We start from the raw sequence: 11,583 nt of genomic DNA, 5'->3' as shown, positions 1-11,583 counted from the left end.
CCTGGGCTACAAGGACTACCTGGACTACAACGTGGGCGTGTCCTATGACTTCGGCAGCGGCCTGTCCCTGGGCGGATGGATCCAGGGCGGCAGCGAACAGAGCGCCTTCAACCTGATCTCCAGCCCGGGCGTGGACATCAACGGCGTCACCTTCGGCCAGACCACCTTCTCGCCCAACAAGACCCGCTTCATCCTCACTCTGACCAAGACGCTGTAGGTGGCACTGGCCATCTGACTTCGGCGGCCTTCATCAGCATTCGTAACAGCTGAGGCGATTGGCTGCCCCGCCTTGCGCGATGGGCGCGCGGGTGCAATATTCCGTGCCATGAAGAAGCTGATCTCGGCAATCCTCCTCGCGGTCGCAGGGCTGATGTCCGCCGGGTCCGCCTCTGCCCAGTGGCACAACAGCCCCCAATTCGATCGCGACCTCCGGGCTTGCGACCGGCGAGGCGTGAACTTCGAGCGCTGCATGTGGGAAAGGGGTTGGCAGCGTGGCCCCGGTCGCCGGTGGAATCACAACCAGAACTGGCACCGTCCCCCTCATCAACAGCACTGGCACGGCCCTCCACCGCGTCACTGGAATCAGGCACCTCCTCCGCGGCGCAATCAGCCCCGACTGAGCGACATGCAGCAACGCGCCCTCGCCAACTGCCGCCTGCTGCATCCTTCCGAGCAGGCCAGGTGTCGCGCGACCGTGATGTCGACGGTGGGTCGATAGCTAGCAGGTCGGCATCATCGCTTCGTCGGCACCGAATAGGTGAGCTCGGCAAAGCCAGGACCGACTCGCCTTGCATCCTTGAGTTGCAGGGACGGCGACACGATACGGCGGGGAAGCAAGGGCCTGCCCGAGCTCAGAGTCACAGATCCGACCTGAACAATGATCTCGTCAAGCAACCCGACGTCATAGAACTGCCCGACCAGATCGCCGCCGCCGACGATCCATACGTTCTTGCCCCCTGCGGCCAGCGCCATTGCCTCGTGCACGGGCCTGACGTCACCTCGGACGAAGTGAATGACCGCCGAGGGCACGTCTGGAAGTTCGCGATTGCTGAACACCCATGCCGGTTGCTCGTAGGGCCAAGCCTTCTGATCCTTCGTACCTGGCTTCACGACGTGACGCAGCATCCATTCGTAGGTGGATGAACCCATCGCGAGTGCGCCAACGCCCTGGATGAATCTTGGATAGCTGGTGTCGTTGATATCGCCGAGTGGGAATAGCCATTCCAACGAATGATCGTCCGTCGCGATGAAGCCGTCCAGGCTGCAAGCGGTGTAGTACTGGGTCTTCATGGCTCGCGTTCTCCGTGAGTCTGGGTGTCGCCATCAGGCGCACCGCAGAACTGCAAGGCGCGCCTTCCTTGATCGATCTCCCGTCATCCTACTGTCAATTCATTCACCCTCTTCAAGGGACTAAGATGCAGTCCCCGACCCGCATGAAGGCACGCACATGGGAAGAATCGCGCTCCGCTCCGCCGCATGGATCGTCGCGGCCGTTTCGGGCTTTGCTTCGGCTCAAGGTAACGGTGGCAGCCAGACCCCTTGCGAGCTTCGATACAGCACGTGCAAGCAGACGGCCAAGGCCGACTACCAGTTCTGCAAGAACGCCAAAGAGAAGAGTTGCCGCCCTCGCCTCAATGACGCCATGAAAGGCTGCTCGACCGCCCGGAACAGCTGCCAGCTTGCCGCGGGCGCACGAGGCTGAACAGCGAGCGCACCAGATGAAAAAGCAGTTCCTTGCTTCGATCCTCCTTGCCGCCACATCGACCGGCCTGTTGGCGAACGATGACTTCGAAGGGACCTACGCGAACGGCAGCACCAAGATCGAGTGGCGCGTCGGCGGCCGCCTGGGCAACGAGTTCGTGTCCAGCCTTTGTCCCGACAAGAAGTTCCGCCCTCGCACGCGCGCGAGCCATTCGCATGCGGGCAAGGACTACGCGATCAAATCCGACTTCCAGTTCACCGAGCTCAAGGTCACCGGCTCCAGCAAGTGCCTGCCCAAGGGCACGTACAAGCGCATGCCGTGATTCCGGCCATCGCCGAGGCGACGCGCCTCCGGAGCCCCAAGTGCATCACGTTTTCGTCTTCGGCACCCTCAAGGAGGGATTCCCCAACAGCGCGGTCAACACTGGCGTTCGTGTCCCCGGCCGCTTTGTCACCGAGAACCGCTATCCCTTCTATCTCGTCGGCGAGCGCCGTTCGCCGTGGGTGCTGAACAGTCCGGGACATGGACTCCACGTCGAGGGGCAACTGTTTGAAGTGACTGACGCGGGACTCGAACAGATGGATTCGCTGGAGCGCGTTGGCGAGCCCGACGGCTACGAACGCGTCCGCGTCCCGGTGCGAGAGGCCGATGCGCCGTCGGCCGACACCGTTGAGACATTCATCTATCTGAAGAATCCAGCTTTGCTTCGACCAGAAGATGTTCGCGCCGGGCCCCTTGGCAGCTACACGGAAGAACACGCCTCGCTGTACCGACGGAGGGAATGAGTGCAGCGGCGATCACGGCTGGCCAAGGAAGCGCCGCCACGCAGGCTACTTCAGCCAGATGTTCAGCGGCATCGCCTGTCGATCCGGGCAGGTCATCGACCCCGAATACCGATCCGACAGGCGACCACTGAACGTGCACTCGACACCATCGATCCATATCGTCGCCTTCATCTCAGACGGCAGCTTCGACAGTTGAAACCGGATCTGGCCCGTCTTTGTCTCGGGGCCCTCCTGAGTGCAGACGCCGACGTGTTGCAGCGTCAAAGGTCCGGAGAATTCTTTCGTTCGGCCGGCGATCTTTTCCGTCACGCTCGCGCTCCATTCCCACTCGCCGAGGCTGCCGGAGTATCCGACCACCTGCAACGGGCCAGCCCATGCCTGAGCAGCCGTTGCGGCCGTGAAGATCAGGAGCAGGCGGACACGCATTGCTCTCATGGTTTCTTCGCGAGGTACACGCGGGCGTCGTTCACGTCGATGCGGCTCTTGTCGGCGCCATCGGCAATGGCGACGACCTGACTGAAGTATTTGCGGGCCGCCACTGAATCACCGCTCTTTTCAGCGGCCTTCGCCGCGCCTGCGGTGGCGCCCAATCTGTTGGGCTCCTTCTTCAGCGTCGCCTCGAAGGCAACGAGCGCTTCGCTGGAGTTGCCTTGCTCCAGCAGCATGACACCGTAGAGTTCGCGCGCAGGCTTCAGCACGCCCGGCGTGACGGGGTGCTTCTCCGTCGCGTCCTCGGCGTCGGCCGCGGCGGCCATGGCTTTTAGTGCATCGTCGTACTTGCCGTTGGCGTAGAGCACCCAGGCGGATGCCACCTGGCGCTGGATTTCGACTTGTTGCGACCAGTAGACATCCTTGGCCTCGCGCAACTTGTCTCTCATTTCGGTGATCTTCGCGATGTCGACTTCGGCGGCCGCCGTGTCGCCCGAGCGTGCGGCGCCCAGGGCACGCGCAAAGTACGTGATCGCCTGCACGTGGGGCAAGGGGCTGGGCCGAACCGCAAGCGTGGCCGCGGCCTTCCAGTCGCCGCGCTCCACCGCGTAGCGCGCCGGCGAGGCGGCCAGCGCGTAGGGTCCGGGAATGAAGGTCTCCGTGAAGCCGGTGACCTTGCCCATCTCATCGATGATCGCGCTGGCGCTGCCATCCCGTCCCAGCTGCAAGTTCGCATAGACGAGGTAGTCCATGGCGTGCAGCTGGTCGTTGCTTTCCTTGCCCAGCGCCGCCACGCGTGACGATTCCGTGTTGGAGGCGATCGACTCCTTCCAATACCCGACGCGGGTGAAGACATGCGAGGGCATGTGCTGCGCATGGGCCGCAGCGGGGGCGATGCTCGAATACCGCCGGGCGGCTGCCAGGCCCTTGTCCGCGAGGGCCGGCGAGTCGTAGAGATGAATCAGGTAATGGGCGACGCCTGGATGCTGCGGCTGGCGCTTGGCGATCTGCTCCAGGATGTCCGCACCCTTGAGTTGGCTCGCGTAGGTCTTGTCCGTGGGAGGGGCCGAGATGTTCAGCGCGAGTGCGTAGTAGATCTGCGCCTCGTCGTCATCGGGGTAGCGCAGCGCGAGTTGCTCCATCGCCTTGGCATAGGCCTGAACGCGCGTGCGATGGTCGACCTTGTCGTAGTCGGCGTACATGACACCGAGCGCATCGAGGTAGTCGCGTTCGCGTTGGGTCTTGGCGCCGACGATCTTTCCCTTGGCCAGCGCGACGGTGCCCTCTGCGAGATTCTTCTCGGGCGGCGGGGTATGGGGATTCCAGAGCAGGCTCAGCGCGATGCCCCAGTAAGCCATGCCGCACGCAGAGTCGGCCTTCGCGACGTCCTCGAAGGCGGTCTTCGAGGCGCGGTACCAGAACGAATGCTGATAGAGCATCGCGCGATCGAAAAGCGCTTGGGCCGACGGCGTGCAGGACACATCGAAATGCACCTTGCCGAGCTTTTCGTCGGCGGCCTGTCCCCAGGCCTGCCCGACAAACGAAGCGCCGCCCGCAAACACCGTAGCGGCAAGCAGCACTCCGCCGAGGCGGGTCCCTGGGCTGCGCAGTATCTCGAGTTGGGTCATTTGGCGACTCCGTGACTGGATGACCGCCACGGTCATCCCCAGCACAACAGATGAGAGCGGGCCAATGCGCCACGCGAAATCAGGTGCCCGCACGAGCCTGAAGGTTGCGAGCATGCGCGCCGATCGCACCCCTGTCCACCACTCTCTTGAGGACGGCGACGACGGGGCGCCGGTTAGTCGATGCGCGCCCGCGGATCTCTCTTGTAAAGTGACCGCTTCAAGCGCCGCAAGCCGGCCGTCAACTGGCCGGCGACCTATGAGCAAGTCCGATCTTTCGTCCCCCATCCCGGAGCCGGGCCGAATTGCACGGCGGGCGAAAGCCGCCGACCTGACGGGCTGGGCCCGGTGGCTTCCGGGCCTCCACACGCTGCGCGCGTACCAGATGGCCTGGCTGCGGCACGACATCGTGGCCGGACTGGTGCTGACGACGATGCTGGTGCCCGTCGGGATCGCCTACGCGGTGGCATCGGGCGTGCCCGGCATCTACGGGCTCTACGCGACCATCGTTCCGCTGATCGCCTATGCGCTGTTCGGCCCCAGCCGGATCCTGGTGCTGGGCCCCGACTCCTCACTGGCCGCCGTCATCCTCGCCGTCGTGCTGCCGCTGTCCGGCGGCGACCCGCAGCGCGCGATCGCCCTGGCGGCCATGATGGCGATCGTGTCGGGCGCGGTGTGCGTCCTCGCGGGCATCGCGCGCCTGGGCTTCGTCACCGAGCTTCTCTCCAAGCCGATCCGCTACGGCTACATGAACGGCATCGCGTTGACGGTGTTGATCAGCCAGCTGCCAAAGCTCTTCGGCTTCTCGATCGAAGGCGACGGGCCGTTGCGGAACCTGCAGGCCATCGGCATGGCCGTGATGGATGGAAAGATCAACTGGGTCGCCTTCGCGGTCGGTGCGGGCACCCTCACGCTCATCCTGCTGCTCAAGGGCCACAAGCGCTTGCCGGGCATCCTGATTGCCGTGGTGGCGGCAACCATCGCCGTGGGCGTGCTGGACCTTGCCGCGAGCGCCGATGTGTCGGTCCTCGGTGCCCTGCCCCAGGGCCTGCCGTCGTTCGCCATCCCGTGGATCACCCGCGCCGACATCGCCCCTGTGCTGATCGGCGGGTGCGCCGTCGCCCTCGTCTCTTTTGCAGACACCAGCGTGCTCTCGCGCGTCTATGCCGCGCGGACCCAAACCTACGTGGACCCGAATCAGGAGATGGTGGCGCTCGGCGCCGCCAACCTGGCCGCGGGCTTCTTCCAGGGTTTTCCGGTCAGCAGCAGTTCGTCGCGGACGCCCGTGGCCGAGGCCGCGGGCGCGAAGACCCAACTGACCGGCGTCGTCGGTGCGCTGGCCGTTGCCCTGCTGCTGGTCGTGGCGCCGGACCTGCTGAAGAACTTGCCCTCCAGCGCACTCGCCGCGGTGGTGATCGCATCGGCCATCGGCCTCATCGAGATCACCGATCTGCGACGGATCTATCGCATCCAGCGCTGGGAGTTCTGGCTATCGATCGTCTGCACGGTCGGAGTGGCCGTGCTGGGCGCTATCGAGGGCATCGGCCTGGCCATTGTGATGGCGATCATCGAATTCCTGTGGGATGCATGGCGCCCGTACTCAGCGGTCCTGGGGCGCGCAGACCGGGTCAAGGGTTATCACGACATCACGCGCTATCCCGATGCGCGCCTCATTCCGGGGCTGGTTCTGTTTCGCTGGGATGCTCCCTTGTTCTTCGCCAACGCCGAACTGTTCCAGGACCGGGTGCTCAACGCGGTGGCCGCATCGCCGACGCCGGTGCGCTGGCTCGTCGTTGCGGCGGAACCGGTCACGAGCGTGGACGTCACTTCCGCCGACATGCTGGCCGAACTGGACGAGACCTTGCACGCGGCTGGCATCCAGCTGTGCATCGCCGAGATGAAGGACCCCGTCAAGGACAAGCTGAAGCGCTTCGGGCTGTTCGCGAGGATGGGAGAAGCGGTGTTCTTCCCGACCATCGGTGCCGCCGTGGGCAGCTATCTCGATACCCATCCGGTGAATTGGGTGGACTGGGAGGACCAGCCGCGCGTCGGGTAGCGGGAGCGCGACGATGAACTATGAGCTGATGAGGGCGCTCGACATCCGATCTACGCGAATGCCAGCCGATCCCGCAACTCGCAGGGCTCCATCGCGTCTGCGAGCGTGGCACGCAGATCCCAAGGGTCCAGACTGAGCAACTCGCGAACGCACTCGGCTTGGGCGCGCGTGAATAGCGAGGGGGTGCATTCCCGCAGGCGACGCCCGGCGCGGGACTGATCTCGTGCAGCGATCACTTCGAGATCGAGCACCGCATCCGCCTGCTCTTCCGAAAAGGTCGCCGGAATATCGCGGAGCAACCTAGCCGAGATCGGCTCGGCGGGTGTCACGGAGAACCAGCCGATCAACTTCGACAGGGTGGGAGGAAGTGCGCCAGTGTTCATGGGGTGAAGGTTCGCTCAATTGCGTGCGGAAGTCTGCAACCATTCGAACAGCCAAGTTCTCTTATGCAACAAATGTATAGCGCCGCATGACATTGGACTATCTGGATTTCGACTACAGCGAAGACACCGAGGGCATCGGTGTGTTCGACGCCATGGCCACCACCGGGCCTCAGCACGTCGCGGCAGTGCATGCCGAGATCGCGCAGGTGCTGGAATGGGCAAACGCCGCCTTTCCCGGACGCAGGGGCCCGGTGGGCGAGGGCGGCGACTGGGACTACGACCTGCAGGGCATGCAGGAAATCACCGTGCCCGAGACGATCGAGTTCGACGAGGACACGCTTCGGGTCTGCGTGCACGCAGGGCCGCCGGCAACGCCCCGGCACACGGTGACGATGTCGATCAGCGGCACGCCGGAGTTCTGCGTGGCCTTTACCGCCCAGTTCGATCTGGCCTGACGCGGCCTCGGGCCGCAACGCCTTGACCAGCCGGTCCAGGCTCGCGCGGCTGCCCGACGACCATCCGGGCCTCTCGGGCCTCGGGTAGGCTCGCACATAATGCGGCGACCGGCGCATGGTAGCGCCGACATTCTGAAGCCGTGACCCAAGATTCTCCTCCCCGTCCGACGCGCCGCAGCAGCGGCGGCATCACCCTCGACGACGTGTCCAAGCTCGCGGGCGTGTCGGCCATCACCGTGTCACGGGCGCTCAATTCGCCGGAACTCGTGTCGCCGAAGACTCGCGAGAAAGTGAGGCTGGCCGTCGAGCGCACGGGCTATGTGCCCAATCTGCTCGCCGGCGGGCTGGCTTCCAACCGCAGCCGGTTGGTGGCCGCGCTGGTGCCGACCATCGCGGGGCCGGTTTTCCTGGAGACCATCCAGGCGCTCACCGAGGCGCTGGCCGAGTCCGGGTATCAGCTGATGCTCGGCCAGGCCGGCTATCACAACTCGCGGGAGGACGCGCTGATCGACGCCATCGTCGGACGGCGCCCTGACGGGATCGTGCTGACGGGGATCATGCGGTCGGCCGAGGGGCGGCGGCGGCTGCTGGCGTCGGGCATTCCGGTGGTCGAAACCTGGGACCTGACGCCGACACCGGTGGACATGCTCGTGGGCTTCTCTCACGAGAAAGTGGGCACTGACATTGCGAAATTCCTTCATGGCAAGGGCTACCGCCGGCCTGCGGTGATCACCGGGGATGACCAGCGTGCGAACCTGCGCCGCGACGGCTTCGAGCAGGCCTGGCAGGCGCTCGGCGGCCGGCAGCCCGAAATTTGCAGCGTCGCGGCGCCGACGACGCTGGGCAGCGGCAGAACGGCATTCGCCAGCTTGCTCGACGAGGCTCCGGATATCGACGTCGTGGTCTGCAGTTCGGACGCGCTCGCGCACGGCGTCATCACCGAGGCTCAGGCACGCGGAATGCGGGTTCCGCAGGACATCGCGGCAATGGGCTTCGGCGACCTCGGCTTCGCGCGCCACGCGCACCCCGCCATCTCCACCGTGCGCATCGATGGCACCGCCATCGGCCGGCAGGCTGCGCGTTTCATCATCGACCGCGCCGAAGGGCGGCCCGTCGAACAGAAGGTCATCGACCTCGGCTTCTCGCTGATCGAACGCGCCAGCGCCTGACGGCCGCGCGCCGGGCCAGCCGCAAATACCCTGTTGACCGCATGCCGGCTCCGGTCTTATGATGAAATGACAGCGCTAACATTTCATACGGCATCCCAGCCGGACGGCGCGGAGAGACAAACCATGACCGACCCGCTTTCCCCGACATCGCCCCCTGCCTCGTCCTCGCCCGCTGCCCATCGCAAGAAATCCGAAGATCTCCGCTCCCACCGCTGGTACGGCGCGAAGGATCTGCGCAGCTTCGGCCACCGGTCGCGCACGGCGCAGATGGGGCTCTCGCGCGACGACTACCTGGGCAAACCGGTCATCGCCATCCTCAACACCTGGAGCGACATGAACTCCTGCCACACGCACTTTCGCCAGCGTGCGGAGGAAGTGAAGCGCGGTGTGTGGCAGGCGGGCGGCTTTCCGGTGGAGATCCCGGCGATGAGCCTGGGCGAGGCTTTTCAGAAGCCGACCACGATGCTCTACCGCAACCTGCTCGCGATGGAGGCCGAGGAGCTGCTGCGCTCCTACCCCGCCGACGGCTGCGTGCTGATGGGCGGCTGCGACAAGACCACGCCGGGCCTCGTGATGGGCGCGCTGGCGATGAACCTGCCGACCATCTTCGTGCCCGCCGGGCCGATGCTGCGCGGCGATTACAAGGGCCAGTTCCTGGGCTCCGGCTCCGACACCTGGAAGTACTGGGCCGAGCTTCGCGCCGGCAATATCACCGAGCGGGACTGGCAGGACGTCGAGGACGGCATCGCCCGCTCGCCAGGCACCTGCATGACCATGGGCACGGCCAGCACCATGACCAGCGCGGCCGAAGTGCTGGGCCTGACGTTGCCTGGCGCGTCGTCGATCCCCGCCGCGGATTCGCGCCACGCGATGATGGCCACGCACACCGGCCGCCGCATCGTCGACATGGTGTGGGAAGACCTGAAGCCGCTCGACTTCCTGACGCCGGCGTCCTTCGACAACGCGGTCACCGCCGTGCTGGGCCTGGGCGGCTCGACCAACGCCATCGTTCACCTGATCGCGATGGCGCGACGTGCCGGCGTGGCGCTCGACCTGGCGCGCTTCGACGAACTCGCGCGCAGCACCCCGGTCATCGCCAACCTGCGCCCCGGCGGCAAATACCTGATGGAGGATTTCTTCTACGCCGGCGGCCTCCGCGCCTTCCTGCGCGAGATGGGCGACCTGATCGACGGCAGCCAGCGCACCTGCAACGGCCGGACGCTGGCCGAGAACATCGAGGACGCCCGCACCTACAACGCCGACGTGATCCGCCCGCGCGCCGAAGCGCTGCTCGAAAGCGGCGGACTCGCCGTGCTGCACGGCAACCTCGCGCCCGCCGGCGCCGTGATCAAGCCCGCCGCGATGGAAGCGCACCTGCGCCGCCACACCGGCCCAGCCGTCGTCTTCAGGAACTACGACGACCTCGCCGCACGCATCGACGATCCCGCGCTGCCCGTGACGAAGGACAGCGTGATCGTGCTGCAGAGCGCCGGCCCGCAGGGCGCGCCCGGCATGCCCGAATGGGGCCAGTTGCCGATCCCGCAGAAGCTGCTGAAGGAAGGCGTGCGCGACATGGTCCGCATCAGCGACGCCCGCATGAGCGGCACCAGCTACGGCGCCTGCGTGCTGCACGTCACGCCCGAATCGCACGTCGGTGGTCCGCTGGCGCTGGTGCGTGACGGAGATCTCGTCACGCTCGACGTCGACGCGCGACGCATCGACATGCAGGTGAGCGACGAAGAGATCGCGCGCCGCCGGGCTGAATGGCAGAAGCCGATCCCGAAGTTCAGCCGGGGCTACGGCGTGATGTTCCTCAAGCACGTGCAGCAGGCCGACACGGGTTGCGACTTCGACTTCCTGGCACCGGACTACCGCGAGAACGCAGGAGAAGCCCCGACAGAGGGCGAGCCCGAAATCCACTGACGGCGCAGCGCCGCATCTCTCAACACTGGAGCGAGACAAACATGAGCCATACCCTGCGACGCGTTGGCGTCCTCTCTCTGCTGCTGGCATGCGCCGCGGCGACCCACGCGCAAACGCCGCCTTCACCACCAGCAACTGACGCGTTTCCGAACCGCACCGTCACCATCGTCGTGCCTTTCCCCGCAGGCGGCGGCACCGATCTCGGCGCACGCCTGCTGGCGCAGAAGCTCGCGCAGAAATGGGGCCAGGGCGTGGTCGTCGACAACCGCGCCGGCGCGGCGGGGCTGGTCGGTGCCGAGATGGTCGCCAAGGCCAAGCCCGACGGCTACACGCTGCTGATCGGCAATGTCGGCACGCAGTCCATCAATCCCTCGCTCTACAAGAAGATGCCCTACGACACGGACCGCGCGTTCGCGCCCGTGTCGCTGGTGGCCGAGTTGCCTTTCGTGATGATGGTCGGCCCCAGCGTGCAGGCGAAGAGCGTGAAGGAGTTCGTCGCGCTCGCCAAGGCCTCGCCGGACAAGCTGATGTTCGCCAGCTCCGGCAGCGGCGGCTCGCCTCACCTGACGGGCGAGATCTTCGCGGCGGCGGCCGCGGTGCGCATGACGCACGTGCCCTACAAGGGCGGCACGCCCGCGATGACCGACCTCATGGGCGGCCACGTCGATGTGCTCTTCGCATCCATCCTCGAATCCGCGAGCTACATCAAGGCGGGCAAGCTGCGCGGCCTGGCGGTGACGGGCAGCGCCCGCTCGCCTACCCTGCCTGACTTGCCGACGCTCGCCGAAGCCGGCGTGCCCAACGCCGAATCGGGTTCGTGGATCGGGCTGCTCGCGCCCGCAGGCACGCCGCAGCCGATCGTGGACAAGCTGGCCGCCGATGTGAAAAGCGTGCTCTCGGTGCCCGAGACACGACAGACCCTGGTCGAACAGGGCGCGGTCCCGCGCGGCACCGGCCCGGCGGAACTCAAGGCACTGATAGACACCGACCGCGCGCGCTACGGCCGCGTGATTCGCGACAAGAACATCGGCGTCGATTGAGTGCCGCATCCCACCG

The 11,583-nt window shown here is 65.9% G+C and carries 11 protein-coding genes and 1 pseudogene; 8 read left to right on the top strand and 4 right to left on the bottom strand.

The window, feature by feature from the left end; translation table 11 throughout:
• A pseudogene (locus tag QTI24_RS12560) lies at nucleotides 1–217 on the top strand (TorF family putative porin); the annotation flags it as partial.
• A 515-nt stretch (nucleotides 218–732) separates the two neighbouring features.
• Here the strand turns inward: QTI24_RS12560 and QTI24_RS12555 are convergent.
• The gene (locus tag QTI24_RS12555; RefSeq protein ID WP_286600787.1) at nucleotides 733–1,290 is read right to left on the bottom strand and encodes a dihydrofolate reductase family protein; all 558 of its coding nucleotides are present in this window, start codon (nucleotides 1,288–1,290) and stop codon (nucleotides 733–735) included.
• Between the two features lie 428 nt (nucleotides 1,291–1,718).
• Here QTI24_RS12555 and QTI24_RS12550 point away from each other — a divergent pair, with 428 nt between their 5' ends.
• Nucleotides 1,719–2,024 (top strand): hypothetical protein, encoded by a 306-nt coding sequence (locus QTI24_RS12550; protein ID WP_286600786.1) that lies wholly within the window; start codon nucleotides 1,719–1,721, stop codon nucleotides 2,022–2,024.
• A gap of 40 nt (nucleotides 2,025–2,064) precedes the next feature.
• Nucleotides 2,065–2,487, top strand: coding sequence for a gamma-glutamylcyclotransferase family protein (locus QTI24_RS12545; RefSeq protein ID WP_286600784.1), 423 nt, complete (start codon nucleotides 2,065–2,067; stop codon nucleotides 2,485–2,487).
• 45 nt (nucleotides 2,488–2,532) lie between these two features.
• On the opposite strand, the gene QTI24_RS12540 is transcribed toward QTI24_RS12545, so the two are convergent.
• Entirely contained in the window at nucleotides 2,533–2,913 is a 381-nt protein-coding gene (locus tag QTI24_RS12540) for a hypothetical protein (protein WP_286600783.1), read from the bottom strand.
• A 5-nt stretch (nucleotides 2,914–2,918) separates the two neighbouring features.
• The gene (locus QTI24_RS12535) at nucleotides 2,919–4,544 is read right to left on the bottom strand and encodes a tetratricopeptide repeat protein (RefSeq protein WP_286600781.1); all 1,626 of its coding nucleotides are present in this window, start codon (nucleotides 4,542–4,544) and stop codon (nucleotides 2,919–2,921) included.
• Nucleotides 4,545–4,800: 256 nt separating this feature from the next.
• Between QTI24_RS12535 and QTI24_RS12530 the strand changes: the two genes are divergently transcribed.
• Nucleotides 4,801–6,597 (top strand): SulP family inorganic anion transporter, encoded by a 1,797-nt coding sequence (locus QTI24_RS12530; RefSeq protein WP_286600780.1) that lies wholly within the window; start codon nucleotides 4,801–4,803, stop codon nucleotides 6,595–6,597.
• A gap of 50 nt (nucleotides 6,598–6,647) precedes the next feature.
• Here the strand turns inward: QTI24_RS12530 and QTI24_RS12525 are convergent, their stop codons facing one another.
• The gene (locus QTI24_RS12525; RefSeq protein ID WP_286600779.1) at nucleotides 6,648–6,980 is read right to left on the bottom strand and encodes a hypothetical protein; all 333 of its coding nucleotides are present in this window, start codon (nucleotides 6,978–6,980) and stop codon (nucleotides 6,648–6,650) included.
• An 86-nt stretch (nucleotides 6,981–7,066) separates the two neighbouring features.
• Here QTI24_RS12525 and QTI24_RS12520 point away from each other — a divergent pair, with 86 nt between their 5' ends.
• The 4 genes from QTI24_RS12520 to QTI24_RS12505 all read left to right on the top strand — a co-directional run bounded on the left by QTI24_RS12520 (nucleotide 7,067) and on the right by QTI24_RS12505 (nucleotide 11,567).
• On the top strand, nucleotides 7,067–7,435 hold the full coding sequence (locus QTI24_RS12520) for a hypothetical protein (RefSeq protein WP_286600778.1): 369 nt from the start codon (nucleotides 7,067–7,069) through the stop codon (nucleotides 7,433–7,435).
• Nucleotides 7,436–7,575: 140 nt separating this feature from the next.
• Complete coding sequence (locus tag QTI24_RS12515) at nucleotides 7,576–8,604, top strand: LacI family DNA-binding transcriptional regulator (protein ID WP_286600777.1); 1,029 nt, start codon at nucleotides 7,576–7,578, stop codon at nucleotides 8,602–8,604.
• A 123-nt stretch (nucleotides 8,605–8,727) separates the two neighbouring features.
• Nucleotides 8,728–10,527, top strand: a complete 1,800-nt coding sequence (gene araD / locus QTI24_RS12510) for an L-arabinonate dehydratase (protein ID WP_286600775.1) — start codon at nucleotides 8,728–8,730, stop codon at nucleotides 10,525–10,527.
• 41 nt (nucleotides 10,528–10,568) lie between these two features.
• Nucleotides 10,569–11,567: a Bug family tripartite tricarboxylate transporter substrate binding protein gene (locus QTI24_RS12505; RefSeq protein WP_286600773.1), complete on the top strand. Its 999-nt coding sequence runs from the start codon at nucleotides 10,569–10,571 to the stop codon at nucleotides 11,565–11,567.
• The last annotated feature ends 16 nt before the right edge of the window (nucleotides 11,568–11,583 follow it).

The organism is Variovorax sp. J22P240 (assembly GCF_030316855.1).
Taxonomy (GTDB): Bacteria; Pseudomonadota; Gammaproteobacteria; order Burkholderiales; family Burkholderiaceae_C; genus Variovorax.
This window is presented reverse-complemented; position numbering and strand designations above follow the sequence as displayed.

Excerpts from the sequence above, each read along its gene's own strand:
- QTI24_RS12555 (WP_286600787.1), bottom strand. The coding sequence starts at position 1,290 with ATGAAGACCCAGTACTACACCGCTTGCAGCCTGGACGGCTTCATCGCG.
- QTI24_RS12550 (WP_286600786.1), top strand. The coding sequence starts at position 1,719 with ATGAAAAAGCAGTTCCTTGCTTCGATCCTCCTTGCCGCCACATCGACC.
- QTI24_RS12540 (WP_286600783.1), bottom strand. The coding sequence starts at position 2,913 with ATGCGTGTCCGCCTGCTCCTGATCTTCACGGCCGCAACGGCTGCTCAG.
- QTI24_RS12535 (WP_286600781.1), bottom strand. The coding sequence starts at position 4,544 with ATGACCCAACTCGAGATACTGCGCAGCCCAGGGACCCGCCTCGGCGGA.
- QTI24_RS12530 (WP_286600780.1), top strand. The coding sequence starts at position 4,801 with ATGAGCAAGTCCGATCTTTCGTCCCCCATCCCGGAGCCGGGCCGAATT.
- QTI24_RS12525 (WP_286600779.1), bottom strand. The coding sequence starts at position 6,980 with ATGAACACTGGCGCACTTCCTCCCACCCTGTCGAAGTTGATCGGCTGG.
- QTI24_RS12520 (WP_286600778.1), top strand. The coding sequence starts at position 7,067 with ATGACATTGGACTATCTGGATTTCGACTACAGCGAAGACACCGAGGGC.
- araD (WP_286600775.1), top strand. The coding sequence starts at position 8,728 with ATGACCGACCCGCTTTCCCCGACATCGCCCCCTGCCTCGTCCTCGCCC.
- QTI24_RS12505 (WP_286600773.1), top strand. The coding sequence starts at position 10,569 with ATGAGCCATACCCTGCGACGCGTTGGCGTCCTCTCTCTGCTGCTGGCA.